Raw genomic sequence first — 19,812 nt, 5'->3', positions numbered from 1 at the left:
GGTGCTTCTAGTGGTACAGCCAACAGATAAACCGTTGATTCCGCCTTATCTCGTCTTGTTGTTCGGCGTGCTCGCCATCTCAACCTCAGCCATTTTCGTCAAGCTCTCAGACGCTCCGGCTCCGATCATCGCTACCTATCGACTCGTCTTCTCCGTCGTCCTTACCTTGCCGCTCTTGATCTGGAATCGTGGCGCAATACAGGAGATTGGGCGAATGACCAAAAAAGCTTGGTGGCTCTGCATTTTGTCCGGCGCCTTTTTGGCTAGCCACTTCCTGCTCTGGTTCGAGTCGCTCAATTACACCTCGGTAGCCAGCTCTACGGTACTGGTCACGCTCCAGCCACTCTTTGCCTTCATCGGCGGCTATTTCTTTTTTCAGGAGCGAATCCGTCCGCTGGCGTTGATGGGTGGCGTACTTGCCATTGTCGGCAGCTTCGTCATCGCCTGGGGAGATTTTCAGATCGGCGGGATGGCTCTCTGGGGAGATGCGCTGGCCTTGCTAGGGGCGATCACTGTGACGGGTTACTGGCTAGTGGGGCAATTTATCCGGCAATACTTATCGTCCTTTTCCTACACGCTGGTCGTGTACTCCGTAACCAGTCTGCTCCTGATTGGCTACGATCTGGCGCTTGGCTATCCGCTGGTCGGCTATTCGGCACAGGACTGGGGCTGGTTTTTCTGCCTGGCCTTGTTCCCGACTCTACTGGGTCATTCCTTGTTGAACTGGGTCATCAAATGGCTCAACACGACCACGATTTCCATGGGCATTTTGGGCGAACCGATTGGAACTGCCATTCTCGCGTACATCATCCTCGGCGAAGTCGTCACGTTGCCGCAATGGATCGGCGGTTTGATCATCATAGGTGGTATTTTTCTCTTTATCCGCTTTAATCAGCCTGCCAGTAAAGGAGTGAGTGCCAATGAACAAAGGACCCCAGCAACGGAAAAGCCTGAGTGAATACGTAAAGGGACTTCGTGTCTGGGCCAAGATTGGCTGGACCATCGTCCTCGGTTACATTGTGGGGCGGATTATTTATTGGATCTACCGACTACTCTCCTGAAACCAGTAAAGCAAAAGACAGCAACCATTAGGCTGCTGTCTTTTGTTGTGGTGCTTTTTCGGTCTTCTCAGGCTTTTTGTGCAGGAAGTACAAGAATGGAATAGACAGGACAATCGGAATCGCTGAGACCAGGAATGTATCCCCGAGCCCTCGCACCATTGCTTCCTTGGCCATCATCCCGTACAGAATGGTCGACGCGCCTGCGGTCCCAGAGGCAACGTCCACACCTGCTTGCGTGTACAATCCGCCAAGTCCGGTCAGTAATTGCGTAGCCACATTTGTGTTCAGGTTATCGGAGATGGAAGACATATGGAACGTCTGGCGAGTTTGCATGACGACCGTTAGAAGCGCAATGGCAAAGGAGCTCATGACCTGACGCAGTACATTGGAGAGCGGTGAAGCATCTCCCACACTTTGCCTAGGCACGGCATTCATCCCTACCGCATTCAAGGTCATCATACAAAGCCCGATCCCGATACCGCGAATCGTCATGATCATATTAATCCATTCGTGCATGCTGTCCGAGGCCAGATTGTGCAGCTCAAACGTGGTAACACTCATGATGATCAAGCCGACCAGGCCGATTGGACCGACGCCGTACTTATCCATCAGCTTTCCGCTGATCGGCATCATGACGGCCATCGCGATCGATTGCGGCATCAATAGAATCCCTGTCTCCATCGCGGTAAGCCCTTGAATGTTTTGCAAAAAGATCGGCATGAGAAAAATACCGCCCATCATCCCCATCATGACAAAGCTGGAGGTCAAAATACTGATCGAGAAGACAGGGATTTTCAACAAGCGCAGATCCAGGAGCGGATGCTCTTTGCCCAGCTCGACCCATATAAACAAGGCCAAACTGATAATCGCTACGAAAAACAGGATGACGATATAAAAGGAATTCCATCCTTGCGACTGCCCTTGGCTGAAAGCGAGCAAAAGCGTCCCGAATCCAAAAATGGAGAGAAATGCCCCCAGATAGTCAAACGAGAGTTCCGGTTTTTTCGGCGTTTCTTTCAACAAAATCATACTCATCAATACAGCAAATACTCCAAAGGGCACCCCGATCAAAAAGAGGAACTGCCAGCTTAAAAATTCGATCAGATAACCACCGAGCGTCGGTCCCAATGCCGGTGCTGTCATCGAGGCAATCCCGAATATTCCGAGAGCCATCCCGATTTTTTCTCTGGGCACAATCATGTAGATCATGGACATTCCAAGCGGCATAATCATACCGCCGCTAATGCCTTGGATGACACGAAACGCAATAATGGAGATATCGTTCCAAGCCAGGGCGCATAATACCGAGGATACCGTAAAAGCCCCCAGTGAAAGCACAAAAATTCTTTTAGATCCAAACTTTGCGGACAGAGATCCGCTCATCGGAATCATGACTGCATTGGCCAGCATGTATCCCGTTAATACCCACTGCATCTTCTCCGTTGTCGAGCCAAAGATATTGACCATCGAAGGCAGGGCAACTGTAATTAAACTGTTGTTCAGGATCGCCACGAAGGTTCCAGAGAGAATAGCGAGAAGAGACAGCCACATGCCGCCGCTTCCGCCTTTTTCCTCTCGCTGTGCCACCGCTTCCGCCATGTCCTCACCCCCGCTAGTTTACGCTCACCTTACTGCCATCCGACAGGGCATCTGTCGGATTGACGACAATCTGATCATTCTCGGCTACACCTGCTGTCACGACGGACCAGTCTGAGCTGGAATCGCTGACGGATACCTCCACCTGATGGACCACACCCTGGTCAACAGTGAAGATATATTTCTTGCTCTCCTTCTCGACAATCGCCGAGGAAGGCACTTTGGTACCTTTTTGAGCTTCTCCCTGGAGATAGACTTCTGCTACCATCCCTGCGCGGAGCAACCCATCCGGATTATCCAGCTTCACCTTGATTGGGAAAGAACTGCTGTTGGCATCAGAGACAGGGGAAACGAATTCAACCTGACCATTCCACACCTTTTCATTCATGCCGGCAACCTTCACATCCACGTTATCCCCGACCTTGACTTGATTGATTTGCGCCTGAGGCACGCTTGCCTCGACCTTCACCTGATCCATTTTCACCAGGACCATCAGCGGAGCCCCAGCACCTGCCATCTCACCCGGATTGACATTGCGCTTGGCTACAATGCCGGATATCGGAGCATGGACGACGGTATTGTCATAGCTGTTTTTTGCCATTTCCAGGCTGACATTCAGGCGAGCTACTTCTGCTTCCAGTGCTGCGACGGTATCAGCCGTAGGACCAGCCTTGGCCAAATCGTACTGTGCTTGCGACTGTTCCAGTCCTCTGCGCGCCTTCTCCAGATCGAGAGCCACTCTTTCCAGCTCTGCCTGCGAGAGTGCGCCGGAATCAAACAGCGCCTTCATCCGGTTGTAAGTGTTTTCTGCGACTTGCAGGCTAGCTTTGGCTTGCTCTACGCCGCTGGACAACTGCTGCAACTGCTGGGTACGCGCGCCTGCCTTGGTATCGCGCAGTCTTGCCTGCGCACCTGCAATGGCTGCCTGCGCTTGATTGATCTGCTCTTGATAATCACTGGATTCAAGCGTAATCAAGGCATCTCCCTGCTTGACCACAGAACCTTCCTGTACAGGTACCGTTGCGATCTTTCCGGATACCTTGGAAACCACTTGTACTTCTTCAGAAGCTACAATCTTTCCGTTCGTCGTCACTCCAGACTGCATAGAGGCAATCTTCCAAGTTTTCACGATAGGCAATGCTTCGGCAGGAGAAGCGGATGACTCGCTACAGCCCGCGGCAATCAGCGAGATCGCTGCAAAGAGGACTCCGAGTGTTTTCGTTGTTTTTTTCATCCTTTTACCGCTCCTTCACATGCACTTTAATTTCTGCGTTCAGACCCGCTGACAATTGAAGGCCTGCTGTATCATCAAGGGCAATTTTAATCGGTACTCGCTGTGTAACCTTGGTAAAATTCCCGCTCGTATTTACCGCAGGCATCAAGGAGAACATGGAGTTCGTCGCCTGACCGATTTCACTCAAATGTCCGACCAATGTTTTACCGGGGTACGCGTCTATTTTGATGTCGACTTGCTGTCCCACTTTGATACGTGTGATTTCTGTCTCTTCCAGGTTAGCAGAGATATATAATTTGCTTTCATCGATAACCAATGCAACGGTTTGACCTGTAGATACGATTTCTCCCACTTTGGCTTGGGTTTTGATGACGGTTCCGGTAATCGGTGAGCGGAGGACACTGTTTTCCAGGGAGGCACCTGCCAAATTGGCTGTATCCTGCTGCCCAACCATTTGATCAGCCATGACGGTGTCACCTTCTTTGACATCCAGGCTGGTAAGCTTTCCAGTCATTTTCGGCATGACACGATAAATATCGCCGGAAATCCGTGCATCCTGTGTGGTGACAAAATTCGCTCCTTGGTACCAGTAATAGTACCCGATGCCTCCGCCGCCTCCGACGAGGAGGAGTAAAATGATATACAAAACCAATTTTCGTTTCATCTTTTCTCCTCAGCTTTCTCTCTCTTCAAATTTTTTCAACAACGTTTTCAACGAATGGATGATGCCATCCATTTCATCATTGGAAAATCCCTCAAAATTTCGTTTGTAAAATTCCCCTAAGTCCACATCTACTTCTGCAAACAATTTCACCAATTTCTCCGTTTTCTGTATCCAGACTACACGCCGATCATTTTCATCCCGTGTTCGCTCGACCAGTTCTTCTCTTTCCAGACGGTCAATAATGCCCGATACGGTGCTGTAGGACAAATCCACAGCTTTGCTTAGCTGTCCGATGGTTTTGGGTTCTCCCATGATATGGCGGATTACAACCAGTTGAGGTACGGTAAGTCCGTATTTGGCCAGCTCTTTGGTAGCCATGGTACCTAACGTTTTGTTCAAGCTTTTGAGTAAATCCTTAATTTCCAAAGCCCTATCGTTCATTTGACTCTCCTTTCCCCTAAAATATTTCGTGCGCGAAATTCTTCAATCACAGCCAACACTATACGCCTATTTTTTGTTACTGGCAACTATTTCTTTTCTACCACATTTCTTGTAAGCGCTTTAAAACGCAATAAACAGCACTTATAAAAAGTGCTGCATATGTAAACAAAGTATTCATTAAGGATTACTTGGTTCGAGAAAATCCGGACTTGCCGGACCTTCCTCTGGTGTTTGATTGCGGACGCTCGGCACGTATCTTGGCTCGTATTCGATCTCTGGAAAGGAATGCACGGAAACGTACATTTGTCCGTAACTCGAATGTGCCCGGATCAAGACTGGGTACGCATATTTGTTTTGAAAGACAAAATCAGGTCCATACCAGCTCACTGTGGCATCCCGTCCCGATGGCACATAGGCGACATCGCGACTATGTGAATAGCGCTGCAATATATGTAATCCTGCCTTGTCCACTGCATTGAACAAAGTCGATGAGACCTGGCAGATCCCTCCGCCGATCCCCTCGGAAAGCTCTCCCCGTACGATGACAAGTGCCTGCAAATACCCTTTTGCTTTTGTCCGCTTGCCCACGACTTTGTTAAAGGAATAATTCTCGCCCGGCAACACGACGTAATTGTTGATGGCTTTGGAAGCAAGCATAATATTATGAGAGCGGTTTTTATTGCCGGAATTAAAATAAGTGATGTACTGACCAATCACTTTTTTCCGTACTTGTGAGAGCAGCGCCTGGTCTACTTTTGGGTAAACCTCCAGGTAGGTTACGTTTAACTCCTTGGCACCAGTGCCGTAATAGTAATCATAAACCTGTTGAAGAAATACAGCGCGATTCAGCTTTCGCCCCTTTTTCTCTGGCAGGATCTTGCCGCCATCACTGATTGTGGCATTGATCGGCTCTCGATACGCCAGCTTTTCCACTTTTTCAACCACCCGCTCCAATCGCTCTTCATCCACAAGCGGAACCCCGGAGAAGGGCAGGGTGTAGTCATCACGATCCAGAATCGCCACCGTCTCCTCGCCCATCTCTATGGATAAGAAATCAGCAGGCTCCAAGGGCGTGATCATGAATAGCAGAGCCAAAGTCAAAACGAAACCCATCCAACTGCTCACCTCCTTCCAGTAGTATGAGCAGTCAAACGGGTTTCATGCGAGACTATCGATTCAATTGTTGCGGGCCAGCACGCTCAGGATGGCCTGACCTATCGCTCTTAGCCTCGTCTGATCCGTCGCATCCCAGTACGCGGCATTCAATTGCTCGCGCAGATCCTTGGCATCTACGAGATAGGCGTTGGCCTCTTTTACTTTTTGCGTATAACGGGTCTTGATTTGGTGGATTTGATCGCTGTATTTCTCGTCCGTGCCAGGTGTGATTGCGCGTGCGTACATATCGATGACCTCGTCTGTCTCCTTGCTCGGGAAATACTCATGGGGCGCGGTGCTGTCGAAAATAGCCACACTTTTCTCCGGCAGGATCACCATGTCCAGACTGTGCGGGTCCAATCCACAGTGATAGACTTCGACGTCCATGCCGTTTTTGACCGCTTCCTCCACCAGCTTTTTGAGCATCGTGGATTTCCCAGACCCCGGTCTTCCTTTGATAAAATACCGCTTATCCAGTTGATCAGTCAGCTTCATGATATGATCTACCGGGCCTGCTGGCGTCGCAGCTCCGAGATACATGCGGCGTACACGGGATTCCTTGGGCAGGCTTCCTTGGCCGAAGAACAGCTCCTTGACTTCTTCTGTGATCTGGTTAGCCGCTTGAGGGTCCAGATTGGAAATGTAGATCGCCTCCCAGTCATCGTGAATGCGCAAGGCTTCTCCATATGCTGTGTACGCTTGCTGGTCGTAGGCAAAAATCTTCTCGTACCAGCCTGCGATCTTATCCTTGTATGGCGCAAGCTTATCTGGAATCAACGCCGTCTGCAGGTTTACCTGGATCTCTTTGACGCCCGGTCCCTGCGGCCTCCAAATGCGCGGATAGCTGTAATCCATGATCGCTACCTTTAGCTCTGGAAATACGATGCCATCATACTGCCCATTCATAAAAGGGGAATGAATCCATTCCACCTGATGTGTTTTCTTGGCTAGCTCTTTTCCCATTGTCTCTATCAAGCCAGACGTAATGCCCTCCACGACCCCTGTCAGCAAGTAAATGCGGTCCAATCCCGCGAGCACCGAATCGTACAATGTTCGATACCCTCTGGCTGTGTTGCCCGCCGCGTAAATATGGCGTTCTGCTGTCGTCATCGCAATCCCTCCACTGCTTTGTCTTACACATTTCAGTTCGCTTTATCCTATGCAGGACGCGGACGATGGGCGTCTGTCTTAGCCAGTAATTCTCGGTCAAAGGACAAAAAAGAAAAAGCCGCGGCTTTGCAGCTGCGACTTTGGCAAATGGATTTACTTATTCAAATCCGTCATTTTTCCGGTGGACATGTAAATGATCCACTCACAGATATTGGTCACGTGGTCTGCGATGCGTTCGAGATACTGCGCCACCAGCAAAAGATGTGTGGCTTGTGAAATCGAGTCGCTGTTCTTGGTCATGAGTGCAACAAGATCACGGAAAACAGTCGAATACAGCTTGTCGACGACATCATCGCGCAATGCAATTTGCTCAGCTGCTTCCTTGTCGCGAGCAATATAGGCATTCAACGAATCACGCACCATCTCTTTGACGTGACCCGCCATCAGCGGAATATCGATCAGCGGCTTGACGTACTCCTCGTTCATCAAGCGTTTCGTTGTCTTTGCAATTGAAACAGCATGATCTCCCATTCTCTCCAAATCGGTCACCAGCTTCAGCATGGTGCCCAGGCGACGCAAATCATTGCCGACTGGCTGCTGCAGCGCAATCAGTTGAAAGCAACCACTCTGAATCTCGTGTTCCAACTCGTTAATCATTTTATCATTGACAATGACCTGCTCAGCCAATTGAACGTCTCTTTCCACCAGACTTTTAATGGATTTGTGGATGGCTTCTTCCACAAGCGAGCCCATTGTCATCATTTTGCGATGCAGAACGTCCATTTGCTCTTCAAAGGCGTACCGTGTCATCCTATTTCCCCCTCGTCAGCTCTCAACACAAATGTATACGCCAATTATCTAGGACAGATGAAGCTACTGTAATCTTTCCGTAAATTTTTCAACGCCAGGCAAGAGGATAGTGAATGTCGTTCCTCTGCCTTCTACACTGTCAACAAAAATCTGTCCGTTGAGATTGTCTACCAGATGCTTGACGATCGCAAGACCCAAGCCAGTTCCGCCCGAATCGCGGCTGCGAGCTTTATCTACGCGATAGAAACGCTCGAAGATACGCGATAAGTCAGACTCTGGTATGCCGATTCCTGTATCGATCACTTGTAACCGCAGCTGCTGGTGGGTCACTTCGGTCAAGATCGTGACCGAGCCGTTTTCTGGCGTATAGGCGACTGCATTGGCCAGCAGGTTGAGGATGATTTGCTGCAAGCAATCCCTGTCTGTCATCAGCCAGATATCAGGCTTGGTGCCGGGCAGCGTGATCGTCAGATTCTTACGTTGTGCCGTATCGTTGACAATCGCAACTGCTGACGTAATCACATCCTGTACGTGCACTTGTTCCTTTTGCAGCGGTATTCTCCTTTGCTCGATCTTGGACAAGTCGAGAATGTCGCGAATCATCCGATACAGCCGCTCACTTTCATCGGAAATAATCTGCAAAAAGTTCCGACATGTCTCCTCGTCCTGCATCGCCCCATCCAGGAGCGTTTCCGTAAATCCTTTGATCGACGTGATCGGGGTTCGTAGCTCATGCGAAACATTGGCAACAAAGTCACTTCGCATTTTCTCCAGACGCCGAATCTCGGTGATGTCGTGAAGGACGACTACTACCCCTTTGGACTCCCCTTTGAAATTGATATACGGTGCAAAATTGACGTCGAGGATGCGCTCCTGCGGGTAATAGATGTGGACCTCCTGGCGAAATTTCTCTTTTTTGTCCAGGCAACGGTCAATGTACTGGCTGAGCCCAAAGCTTTTGCCTGCCTCGATGTGCAGCTTGCCTACCACGTCATGTCCAGGCGTGCCCAGAAGCTTTTCTACAGCTGGATTGACCAGCATGATCCGTCGATGCTCCGTGATGAAAATCACACCGCTCGTCATGTTGTTCAACACTCCGGAGAGGCGCTGCTGGTTTTCGGAGATCTCGTACATTTGCTGTTCCAGGCTGGATGCCATGAAGTTAATGGCGCCAGCCAGCTGACCGATCTCGTCCTTTGCTTTGATCCGTACCCTGCTTTCAAACTGGCGCTGAGTAATATTTCGAGCTACACGGGTAATCTCTTCAATCGGTCGAATGATGGAAAAAGAAATGCGGGAAACAACGACGGAGCCGATCACCAGCGTAACCAAAAGGCCGGTCAGCAGGCTGTACCACATGTTGTGTATCGTATCGGTAATATCTCGCATGGACATTGCCGAACGCACCGCTCCGATGGTCTTGCCATCCTGCTGCACAGGAACTGCGACATACATCATGTCCTCGCCCAGCGTCTCACTGAATCGCCGAGACATTCCCGTCTCTCCTAGCAATGCCATGCGAAACTCGGGACGGTCCAGGTGGTTTTCCATTCCCCGTGCAGTCGAATAGCTGTCGTACAATACACTACCGTCGTTGTTGATTACAGTGACCCGTACATCTTCTGTCGGCGCGATCTGCTCTACCTGATTCGCCAGGTTGCCTTGCTGTGAAAACACCTCTGGAAATCGAACCACCTGTGCTAGCAGCCTGGATTCCCGGTACAGAAGCTCATGAAGTGACTGGAGATAGGAATTCTCCAATACCTTGGCAAAATAGACGCCCATCAAAAGCAAGACCAGGGATATCAAGCCTAGGATCGTCAAGGTCAATTTCATGCGAAAGCGAGTCAATGTAAGGCCTCCTGTTATCCTTCCAACTTATATCCCAGACCGCGTACGGTTTTGATATAGCGCGGATTTTTTGTGTCATCCTCCAGCTTCTCCCGCAGGTGGCTGACATGAACGTCAACAATGCGTGAATCCCCAATGAAATCGTAATTCCATACGGCATTGAGCAATTGATCGCGGGTCAAGACTCGACCTTGATGACTCGCCAAGTAATGCAGGAGTTCAAATTCCTTGGGAGTCAGCTCGACTTTCTCCTCCTGACGGTACACCTCGTATTTTTCCGGATAAATGCGGATGTCTCCCATCGAGATGACCATATGCTCCGGTGCTGTCGCAGCCTCTGGTGTGGCCTGGATGCGGCGCAGGATGGCCTTTACCCTCGCGATCACCTCACGCGGGCTGAAAGGCTTCGTCAAGTAATCATCGGCCCCAAGCTCCAGGCCGAGGATTTTGTCCAGCTCATCGTCCTTCGCTGTCAGCATCAGAATCGGTGTCTGGTTGCGTTCCTGCCGCAGTGTTTTGCATACATCCATCCCATCCAGCTTTGGCAGCATCAGATCCAGAATAATAAAATCAGGCTGTTCACTCTTCACTGCCTCCAGTGCTTGCTTTCCGTCGAAGGCGGTCACCACTTCAAAGCCCGATTTTTCTAAATTAAATTGTAATAGCTTCACAATGGATACTTCGTCGTCTACGACTAATATTTTTGTCATCCGGTTTTCCCCCTAGATTGCCGATGTCATCTTCAGTCTGCCAATTGGGTCGAAGGAAGACAAGTAATTTTTTTGTAAAGATGCATGGATATGGGCTGAAATGGAAAAGGACGCCCCTCCAAAAGAAGGACGTCCTTAGGTTTGGTACTTTTGCTTATTTCAATACAGCCATTACATTGCGTACCGAGTCAGCAGACTTGTCGAGAGCTGCTTTTTCATCTGCTGTGAGTTCCAGCTCGATGATTTTTTCAATCCCATTTCCACCCAACAGGGTTGGTACCCCGAGGTAGAGATCGTTGTAGCCGTATTCGCCCTGCAAGAGTGCAATGGAAGGCAGAATACGTCTTTTGTCTTTCAGGATCGCTTCCGCCATCTGTACCAGAGAAGCCGCTGGCGCATAGTAGGCAGAGCCGTTGCCCAGCAGGTTCACGATCTCTCCGCCGCCTTTGCGCGTGCGTTCCACGATGGCATCCAGACGATCTTGAGAGATCAGTTTTTCCAGTGGAATACCGCCCGCATAGGAGTAGCGAACCAATGGAACCATGTCATCCCCGTGACCACCCAGTACAAATCCCGTTACGTCTTCTACGGATACGTTCAGCTCCATCGCCACAAAGGTACGGAAACGAGCCGTATCAAGCACGCCGGATTGACCGATCACGCGCTCTTTCGGGAAGCCGGAGGTCCTAAAGAAGGTGTAGGTCATGGCATCAACCGGGTTGGACAGTACGATGACAATGGAGTTTGGTGCATAAGTTTTTACTTGCTCCGCCACAGAACGCATGATGCCGGCGTTGGTGTTCACCAAATCGTCGCGGGACATGCCAGGCTTGCGGGCAATCCCTGCCGTAATGATAACCAGATCGGCATCCTTGATGTCTGCGTAGTTGGAAGTACCTGTAATGTTGGCATCGAAGCCCAGTACAGGCGAGGATTCCATCATATCCAGTGCTTTCCCTTTAGTTGGGTTTTCCAATTGAGGGATGTCAACCAGTACGACGTCACCCAGTTCTTTTTGACCCAAGATAAATGCTGTTGTTGCTCCGGTGAAGCCACTACCGATAACCGCGATTTTTTTACGTTGGAAAGCCATTTTCAATCCCCTCCAAAATCTTAGTAATCGATGCGTCTAGTCAAGCGGAACTTACATGTTGTTGATCAAAGCATCAGCGAACTCGGAGCATTTCAGCTCAGATGCGCCTTCCATCAGACGAGCGAAATCGTAAGTAACGGTTTTCGCGGAGATGGTTTTTTCCATGGAGTTGATGATCAGGTCAGCTGCTTCGTTCCAGCCCAGGTGACGCAGCATCATTTCTCCGGAAAGAATCACGGAGGATGGGTTTACTTTGTCCAAGCCAGCGTATTTAGGAGCAGTACCGTGTGTTGCTTCAAAGATCGCATGTCCGGTCAGGTAGTTGATGTTGGCACCAGGAGCGATACCGATTCCGCCTACTTGAGCAGCCAGTGCGTCAGAGATGTAGTCACCGTTCAGGTTCAGGGTTGCTACGACATCGTACTCAGCTGGACGAGTCAGGATTTGTTGCAGGAACGCGTCAGCAATCACGTCTTTTACGATGATTTTGCCAGCTGCTTCCGCTTCTTTTTGTGCTTTGTCAGCGTCTCCGCCTTCAGCTTTGATGCGGTCGTATTGTGCCCAAGTGAATACTTTGTCGCCGTATTCAGCTTCAGCCACTGCATAACCCCAGCTTTTGAACGCGCCTTCGGTAAACTTCATGATGTTTCCTTTGTGTACCAAGGTTACGGATTTGCGGTTGTTGTCGATCGCGTAGTTGATAGCAGCGCGAACCAGACGCTCTGTACCATCTTTGGATACAGGCTTGATACCGATACCGGATGTTTCCGGGAAGCGGATTTTCTTCACGCCCATTTCGTTTTGCAGGAAGTCGATTACTTTTTTCACTTCTGGAGTGCCTTCAGCCCACTCTACACCTGCGTAGATGTCTTCAGTGTTCTCACGGAAGATCACCATGTCAGTCAGCTCTGGGTGTTTCACAGGGGATGGTACACCGTCGAAGTATTGGACTGGACGTACGCAAGCATACAGGTCCAGCTCTTGACGCAGAGCTACGTTGATGGAGCGGATACCGCCGCCAACTGGAGTAGTCAGAGGACCTTTGATTGCGATCAGGTATTCACGAACAGCAGTCAGGGTATCTTCTGGCAGCCACTCATTGTATTGGTTGAAGGATTTTTCGCCCGCGAATACTTCGAACCAAGCGATTTTTTTCTCGCCTTTGTAAGCTTTTTCTACAGCTGCATCGAGAACGCGAACAGACGCTTTCCAGATGTCAGGACCCGTACCGTCACCCTCGATAAAAGGAATGATCGGATTGTTTGGAACTACCAGTTTTCCATTGTCTACAGTGATTTTCTCACCAGCAGTCGGTTGCGACAAGTTTTTAAACACAAAGAATCCCTCCAAATAAGAAAGTAGGTATTAGAAATATTTCCAGACGTAGGAGAACTACCACATGCCAGTGGTAGTTCTCAAGCTTTCGCCACGAGGTGTATGTGCCATGCATATACACCTGTCTCCACGCTCGGAATAGCAATGTTTAGCGGCGGTCGATTGGCACGTAATGCTGGTTGACCGGGCCAGTGTAATCAGCGCGAGGACGGATCAGACGATTGTTTTCATACTGTTCCATAATATGTGCTGTCCATCCAGACATGCGGCTGATCGCAAAAATTGGAGTGAACAGATCGATTTCCAGTCCGAGAGAGATGTATACGGATGCGGAGTAGAAATCAACGTTTGGTTTCAGGCCTTTTTCACCTGTTACCATGTCATCGATTTTAACAGACATCTCGTACAGCTCAGGACGACCGATTTGTGCAGTCAGTTCTTTGGACATTTGTTTCAGCCATTTGGCGCGTGGATCGCCATCTTTGTAGACGCGATGTCCGAAGCCCATAATCTTGTCTTTGTTGTCCAGCTTTTGACGTACGTAGCCTTCCACTTTGTCGAGGGAACCGATTTCAGTCAGCATAGCAGCTACTGCCTCATTTGCTCCACCGTGCAAAGGACCTTTCAGCGTGCCAATAGCAGATACGATACCGGAGTAGATATCAGTCAGCGTGGCAACGGTTACACGAGCTGCAAAAGTAGATGCGTTGAACTCGTGGTCAGCGTGCAGGATCAAAGCAACGTTGAACGCTTTCACAGCTGTTTCAGTTGGCTCTTCACCAGTCAGCATGTACAGGAAATTCTGTGCGATGGTGTAGTTCGCTTTTGGAGCAACTGGCTCCAGACCTTTGCGCATACGAGCAAAAGCAGCGATCAGGGTTGGAGTTTGTGCCATCAATCGAATTGACTTGCGGTAGTTAGCCTCAGTAGTCATGACCTGTGCTTCTGAGTCGTAGAGAGCTAACGAAGAGACAGCTGTGCGCAATGCTGCCATTGGGTGAACACCTTGTGGATAGTTGCGGATGCCTTCCAGAACTTCCGCTGGAACTGCCGCATTTTCACCCAGTTGCTTTTGTAATGTTTCCAGCTGATCACGCTTCGGTAGCGCTCCATGCCAGAGTAGGTAGACAACCTCTTCAAAGGTTGCGTGTTCTGCCAATTCATCGATGTTGATACCGCCATAACAGAGAACACCATCAACGATCGAACAGATTGAAGATTGAGCGGCAACAACGCCTTCCAGTCCACGGGTAGCTGTCATAGAATTCCCTCTCCTTTTCCACTCGAGTAGTAATGCTTTTCCAGTCCTCGCTTGTCCCGATGACCGGTAAAACAGTCTAAAACGGTTCTATGAAATTGTAAGCAGCGGTTTCTTTCACCCACCACTCATGTCTGGGAATGTATTCCACGCAAATCCTTTCCTGACCTTATTTCTCTCTCAGTCAGGGCAAGGGAAAAGAAGACCATATGGCAACGTTCCACTTTCGCATGGCGAGTTACAGAATCCACCTTAATTCGACCCAATTATAAAAGATTATTGCGATTTTGTGAATAAGGTAAGCGAAAAAATGTTTCAAAGGGTGAAACTTAGTTTTGTTTTTCGGCATAACTTGCCCGTTATAACCCGCTTGCTGCATAATAGAAAATAGGTACATACCATCGGCACAATTGTCAGAGAGGAGAGCACTCTTGAACCGAGAAAACTGGTTGGAACGCTTGTTTCAAATCATTCGTTTTCTATGGATTTGCTTTGTTATCTACGCAGGCTTTTTGCTCTTTAAGTTCGGAACACCCTTACTTTACCCATTTATATTTGCTTTACTCATTGCGCTCCTGATCAATCGTCCTGTCAATTTTATGACGGCAAAATTCAGGTTTCCCCGCTGGTTGTCGGTGATTCTGGCTTTGCTCGTGCTGATGCTGCTGATGATTGGAGCTGCGACGTTGATCGTGACTCAGACGGTCAGTGAGATCAATGAGCTTGCCAAGCTACTTCCAGGAGTCACGAAAGAATTGGGAGAATACCTGCAACGAACGATTTCGCAGGATTTCCTCATGGGGCTATACGATCAGATACAATGGATGTACACTCACCTGGACCCGGAGTTTAAGAACAAGGTTGACAGTACCATCCAAAGCGGGATCTCCTCGATCACCCAGACTGCACAGGATTGGGTCGTCGCTTTCCTGAACGGGCTGAAGAATTTGATCGTCTCACTGCCAAATATGGCGACGGTATCCGTGATTTCTCTGATTGCTGCCTTCTTTATCTCCAAGGACTTCTATGTTTGGAAAAAACGCTTTCAGCGGGTTTTGCCCAATGGGGTAAACAGCCGTCTGGATCAAGTCCTCAACGATCTGAAGGGTGCACTGGTCGGTTTCATAAAAGCACAGATTACCTTGATCTCCCTGACAGCCGCGATCGTCATCATCGGGCTTTTGATTCTCGACGTCAACTACGCGATCACGATCGGACTGATTACAGGACTTGTCGACCTCCTGCCTTATCTGGGAACAGGTACGGTATTTGTGCCCTGGATCATCTACCTCTTTTTTAAAGGAAACTACAGCCTCGTCATCGGCTTGTCCATTCTCTACGGTGTCGTGCTCATTTTCCGCCAGGTCATCGAACCAAAAGTCGTTGCTGAAAACGTCGGGCTTGATCCATTGCTGACCCTCGTTGCGCTTTTTGTGGGCTTGCAATTGTTTGGATTTTTGGGCTTGATTATCGGACCTGTCGCACTCGTGCTGATCAATGCCTTGGTGAAGGCTGATGTTTTCTCTGATGTATGGCGATATATCAAGTCAGGCTGATGTCTACAAACTCTACAAACTTGCAAAAAACCGCTTGACCAATGCATGTAGTTGGTTCAAGCGGTTTTTCATGTTGTCTTAGTCTATCTGCGAAAAAAGAGCTGGATTCTTCCTGAAGAAATCAATCTCCACAGCCACAGCTTCAAAAGGTGACGTATGATCATGCGAGTGTATGGGATCAGCAGGATCAGACCGAAGACGTCACTGAAGAATCCGGGTGCCAGCAGCATGATGCCGCCGATGAGCACCAGCACTCCATCCATTAAGGTTTCGGTCGGCATTTGTCCGCGGGAGAGCTGCAGCTGCACCAGCCGGAATACCTGAAGTCCTTGCTGCTTGGCGAGCCAAGCGCCAACAATACCTGTCAGGATAACCAATGCCACCGTACTCCATCCGCCGATGACCTTCCCAACCGCGATCAATCCCCATATCTCTATGGCAGGAACGACGATGAACAGGACGATGAGGATGCGAAACAGCATAGCATCCCCTCCTTTTATTCAGAATCAATCATGTACGTGCAAAGGGTGATACTCTTCGTGTCATTCTTCTCCTCGATGCTGGCTCTCCAACCACTGATAAACCTCTGGCTCCGATCTTGGCAATCGGATCGGCTTCAGGTCTGTACTGGTAAAGACATGCATCGTTTTGCCTGTCACGAGCAACTCTTCCTCCGGCAGACGATAAATTTCATAGGCGAAGGTAAGACGCAGCGGGCTGATTTCTGCGACAGTGGTTCGAATCTCTACCACATCATCGTATTTAGCTGGCTTTTTATAGGAAAGACTTGCATCCGTCAGTGGGAGCAGCATGCCTTTTTCCTCGAGTTGTCGATACGTCAATCCTGCATGGCGTATCAATTCTGTACGCCCTACTTCAAACCAGTTCAGGTAATTGGTGTGATAGACGACGCCCATCTGGTCGGTTTCTCCGTAACGGACGCGCAACTGGTGGGTATGGATGATCGGACTCAACTGGATCGCCCCTTTCTCTCTGTACTTTCATTTTACCATAGCCTGTCAGTTCTATGAAAAGATCTGTTCGCTTTTTAATGTAAACCATGCTGTAGTGGGGGAGAGAAAAGCGAAGATCTTTGGGGTACCCACCGAGACGGAGTGAAAAAAACGAAACACGCATTTAAGCGTCCACCCCTGAGAGGCTCCATGGAGGCGGCTGCTTTGGACGCGGTTTCGTTTTATTCATGGAGTCGGGCAGTGAATCTCCTGTGCAGGTAGCCCAAGAAGCTGGAGCGTTTTCTCCTGTTTCCTGACCTCCACTGCGGCTGGATCAAACCGAAACGGCAAGAAAAAGGTGCTCCGCAGATAGACAAGCTATCTGTGAAACACCCTTGTATGTTGTACAGCGTGTATTTAGCGAATCGGGCAAGCTCCGCCTTCGCAGGATTCAGCAGTAGACAGATCGGCATCGCGGCCTGTTTCATACTGTTGCAGAATCGCAGGATCGAATGCCTTCATGGAAGCTTTCAGCTGTTCATACTCTTCCTTCGAGCATGCTTCGTACGGAGCGAGCTGGTAGTTTCCTCCATCCAGCTGCAAGAAGGAAACGCCGACAAAATTATCCCAGTTGTCAAAGACGATGTCTTCGACTTCACTCCACTCTTCCTTACGCACGGTAATGGTGTTGGAGGAGTTATGCTCGGTGTACTCCTTTTGGAAACGGAAGTACGTATCGAATTGACGCTTCGCGCTTACCTCGTTCTTCGTTTCCTTAGCACCCGAAGAAACAGGGAAGTCAATAACGAGGGTACGTGCATTGGCCATCCGTTCTTCATGGGTATCGCCCGGTGTTCCCACTTCAGGATTCACGGTCCAGCCGAGGGCTTGTACCGCTTTTGCCAACGGATCCTCAGCGTTGATGCGGATACGGCGAATATAATACGGAGAGTGCGACCAGTGCAGTCCACTGGAAACGCCACCTGCTACCTGGGAGAGCGTTCCCTCTGGTTTGACAGTCGTAACCAGCAGTGGCGAGTTGACGCGCAGCTCATACGCGTAACGATCCGCTTCATCGCGCGCTGCATCACCCAATAGACGCAAGAGCTCAAGCTCCTGTGCATCGCTGTAGCCCAATGTAGCAAGCGCATCTTTAACCCCTGTCAGCGACGTACCGAGCAAGCGGTCACGCTGCTGCACGACATCCCAGTGAGGCAGTTCGAGCGTCACCAGCGTCATGCGCAGGCCAGCACGAGCTGATTTGCGCTGTGCTTCCAACAGACCATCCAAATCCAGATAGTGCGAGCCATCTGGGCTTTTCTTCACGAATTCCACGAGGTTGACAGTCGTCAGGTTGCAGACGCCGTAAGAATCGAGCAGGATTTCCGCACAAGGATTCAGACCTTCTGCATTCGGACGGCGACGGTTGGCTTCCTCCAGATTGACGAAGCCTGGCTCCCCTTCCAGCTGCATCAGTGTAAATACCAGATGCAGGAACTCCTTGGACGGCTGCTTCATGAATGCGATGGAGTTGTTGGACATCCGGCGGTGATCCAGACCATTGCGGCCGTCGCCAACTTTTTGAATCGTGTCAAACCAGACCGGTTTGTTTTCGCCCAGCAATTCCCCTACACGGCGGTGATGAGCCAGCTGTTCATCTGTCCAGAAGCCGTTGATTCCGTATTTGGCCATCATGCACTCGTAATCGTCATGGTCAAAGAGGAAGATTTCCGCAGTTCGGCGCACGCCGCCCACCACGACATTCGCTCCAATCAGATTGCCGATATCGAGAATATGTATCGGACGGATTTTTCCGTAGCCCTTTTCATCGCTCACAATCGGTTCCAGATGCTGATCAATCTGGTTTTTCAACACTTTATCGATTCCTTCGAACATTTCGCGAAGTGGCTCATGTCCGCTAGCAGTACCCCCGAAGCGCTTCAGGCGCTCACCTTTTGGACGTACACTGTTGTAGGAAATTTTCACGGTATGGATATTTTCATATTCTTTTTCCGTCAGGATTTCCAGGTAAAGGCGAAGGGACTCTACCCAGCCTTCCTTGCTGTCCCCAACGTAAATTTTGGCAAAGCCGTTGTCCAGTACGTTGACCTCAGAACGCTCCAGGCGCTGATGCTTTGGCAAGGGCTTGTACTCGGAAGAAAGCAGAGTGACATTGGTGCGGATCGGGCTCAAGCCTGCAGCCATTTCCTTCGTGCACTTGAAGCCTACACCTGTACCAACCAACAACAAATAAAACAGGTCGCCCAAATCAGCCCAGGATCGGATATTCAGGAAAGAGCAGTTGAAGTTCGCCAATGGGTATAGATCGGCAACGCCATTTTCCGCGCCCCCAACCCACAGTGTGCGTCCAGACAAAAACTGACGAAGGTTGAACATGTTGTCGAACAATCCTTCTGCCTCTTCCTCCAGCTTGCGGATGTCTGCATACATCCCGATTTTTTTCAGGTGCTGATAAGCAAGCTTGATATTGTAATCCACCGAGCGACGGCATGTTTCCTTCCAGGTTTCTCTTCTACCTAACTCAGGAATAAAACGGGAATAAGTGCGGTAGTAAACAAATTGTCCCAATGGACTCATATGCAAAGGAAAATCTGGGTATTTCGCTAAAAAATCATCCCCTAGAAAACGCGTTGGGGTAATCGTCTCAGTGGCCAGCATATCGGTTCCTCCTTAAAATCTATACTATCTAGTTAACTCTTTTTCCCCGGAAAACTCAATAGCTTTCTCAATATATAGTGCGCAATAATTTTCGACAACACTATATGTTGTGTCTCTAGTAAAATAATGCTTGACAACAAATCAGGTACTTTTTACTAGTTTAACTCTTTCAACCTTTGAGAGTTACCGAACGATTTTACCAGATTCACTGCCTGCATGCATCCGCTAAAATACCCCGTTGTACCCTGGTAACTTTTGCTATGCATGATCTACAGGCAGCAAAACGGCCAAGAAAAAAAGGATGAC

General features: G+C 49.5%; 18 protein-coding genes. 3 read left to right on the top strand and 15 right to left on the bottom strand.

Annotated features, from left to right (window positions below; genetic code table 11):
- Positions 1-10: 10 nt before the first annotated feature.
- Both EDM52_RS18850 and EDM52_RS24785 read left to right on the top strand, forming a co-directional pair.
- Complete coding sequence (locus tag EDM52_RS18850; protein ID WP_122910500.1) at positions 11-958, top strand: DMT family transporter; 948 nt, start codon at positions 11-13, stop codon at positions 956-958.
- The gene (locus tag EDM52_RS24785) at positions 921-1,061 is read left to right on the top strand and encodes a hypothetical protein (protein WP_183185190.1); all 141 of its coding nucleotides are present in this window, start codon (positions 921-923) and stop codon (positions 1,059-1,061) included. Before EDM52_RS18850 ends, EDM52_RS24785 begins: the two co-directional genes overlap by 38 nt.
- Positions 1,062-1,088: 27 nt before the next feature.
- Here the strand turns inward: EDM52_RS24785 and EDM52_RS18845 are convergent, their stop codons facing one another.
- The 12 genes from EDM52_RS18845 to citZ all read right to left on the bottom strand — a co-directional run bounded on the left by EDM52_RS18845 (position 1,089) and on the right by citZ (position 14,321).
- Positions 1,089-2,660: a DHA2 family efflux MFS transporter permease subunit gene (locus EDM52_RS18845; RefSeq protein WP_122910499.1), complete on the bottom strand. Its 1,572-nt coding sequence runs from the start codon at positions 2,658-2,660 to the stop codon at positions 1,089-1,091.
- Between the two features lie 13 nt (positions 2,661-2,673).
- Complete coding sequence (locus EDM52_RS18840; RefSeq protein ID WP_122910498.1) at positions 2,674-3,891, bottom strand: efflux RND transporter periplasmic adaptor subunit; 1,218 nt, start codon at positions 3,889-3,891, stop codon at positions 2,674-2,676.
- Positions 3,892-3,895: 4 nt separating this feature from the next.
- The gene (locus EDM52_RS18835; protein WP_122910497.1) at positions 3,896-4,555 is read right to left on the bottom strand and encodes an HlyD family secretion protein; all 660 of its coding nucleotides are present in this window, start codon (positions 4,553-4,555) and stop codon (positions 3,896-3,898) included.
- 9 nt (positions 4,556-4,564) lie between these two features.
- The gene (locus EDM52_RS18830) at positions 4,565-4,996 is read right to left on the bottom strand and encodes a MarR family winged helix-turn-helix transcriptional regulator (protein WP_122910496.1); all 432 of its coding nucleotides are present in this window, start codon (positions 4,994-4,996) and stop codon (positions 4,565-4,567) included.
- Positions 4,997-5,173: 177 nt separating this feature from the next.
- A complete protein-coding gene (locus EDM52_RS18825) occupies positions 5,174-6,109 on the bottom strand; it encodes a VanW family protein (protein ID WP_122910495.1) in 936 nt (311 codons plus the stop codon).
- 63 nt (positions 6,110-6,172) lie between these two features.
- A complete protein-coding gene (locus EDM52_RS18820; RefSeq protein ID WP_122910494.1) occupies positions 6,173-7,261 on the bottom strand; it encodes a hypothetical protein in 1,089 nt (362 codons plus the stop codon).
- A 153-nt stretch (positions 7,262-7,414) separates the two neighbouring features.
- The gene (gene phoU, locus EDM52_RS18815) at positions 7,415-8,071 is read right to left on the bottom strand and encodes a phosphate signaling complex protein PhoU (RefSeq protein WP_122910493.1); all 657 of its coding nucleotides are present in this window, start codon (positions 8,069-8,071) and stop codon (positions 7,415-7,417) included.
- 63 nt (positions 8,072-8,134) lie between these two features.
- Positions 8,135-9,922, bottom strand: a complete 1,788-nt coding sequence (pnpS, locus tag EDM52_RS18810) for a two-component system histidine kinase PnpS (RefSeq protein ID WP_122910492.1) — start codon at positions 9,920-9,922, stop codon at positions 8,135-8,137.
- A 14-nt stretch (positions 9,923-9,936) separates the two neighbouring features.
- The gene (locus EDM52_RS18805; RefSeq protein WP_122910491.1) at positions 9,937-10,632 is read right to left on the bottom strand and encodes a response regulator transcription factor; all 696 of its coding nucleotides are present in this window, start codon (positions 10,630-10,632) and stop codon (positions 9,937-9,939) included.
- Positions 10,633-10,786: 154 nt separating this feature from the next.
- Positions 10,787-11,725 (bottom strand): malate dehydrogenase, encoded by a 939-nt coding sequence (mdh, locus tag EDM52_RS18800; RefSeq protein WP_122910490.1) that lies wholly within the window; start codon positions 11,723-11,725, stop codon positions 10,787-10,789.
- Positions 11,726-11,776: 51 nt separating this feature from the next.
- Positions 11,777-13,060 (bottom strand): NADP-dependent isocitrate dehydrogenase, encoded by a 1,284-nt coding sequence (gene icd / locus EDM52_RS18795; RefSeq protein ID WP_122910489.1) that lies wholly within the window; start codon positions 13,058-13,060, stop codon positions 11,777-11,779.
- A gap of 148 nt (positions 13,061-13,208) precedes the next feature.
- Complete coding sequence (gene citZ / locus EDM52_RS18790) at positions 13,209-14,321, bottom strand: citrate synthase (protein ID WP_122910488.1); 1,113 nt, start codon at positions 14,319-14,321, stop codon at positions 13,209-13,211.
- Between the two features lie 428 nt (positions 14,322-14,749).
- On the opposite strand from citZ, the gene ytvI reads away from it, so the two are divergent.
- Positions 14,750-15,874, top strand: coding sequence for a sporulation integral membrane protein YtvI (ytvI, locus tag EDM52_RS18785; protein WP_122910487.1), 1,125 nt, complete (start codon positions 14,750-14,752; stop codon positions 15,872-15,874).
- Positions 15,875-15,957: 83 nt separating this feature from the next.
- On the opposite strand, the gene EDM52_RS18780 is transcribed toward ytvI, so the two are convergent.
- The 3 genes from EDM52_RS18780 to nrdJ form a co-directional block, all read right to left on the bottom strand.
- The gene (locus tag EDM52_RS18780) at positions 15,958-16,356 is read right to left on the bottom strand and encodes an FxsA family protein (protein ID WP_412850199.1); all 399 of its coding nucleotides are present in this window, start codon (positions 16,354-16,356) and stop codon (positions 15,958-15,960) included.
- Between the two features lie 60 nt (positions 16,357-16,416).
- Positions 16,417-16,848 (bottom strand): acyl-CoA thioesterase, encoded by a 432-nt coding sequence (locus tag EDM52_RS18775; protein WP_122910486.1) that lies wholly within the window; start codon positions 16,846-16,848, stop codon positions 16,417-16,419.
- Positions 16,849-17,244: 396 nt separating this feature from the next.
- Positions 17,245-19,506, bottom strand: a complete 2,262-nt coding sequence (gene nrdJ, locus EDM52_RS18770) for a ribonucleoside-triphosphate reductase, adenosylcobalamin-dependent (protein WP_122910485.1) — start codon at positions 19,504-19,506, stop codon at positions 17,245-17,247.
- Between the last annotated feature and the right edge of the window lie 306 nt (positions 19,507-19,812).

The organism is Brevibacillus invocatus (assembly GCF_003710915.1).
In the GTDB taxonomy this organism is placed as follows: Bacteria; Bacillota; Bacilli; order Brevibacillales; family Brevibacillaceae; genus Brevibacillus; species Brevibacillus invocatus.
The sequence above is the reverse complement of the archived record's forward strand: the minus strand, read 5'-3'. Positions and strand labels throughout refer to the sequence as shown.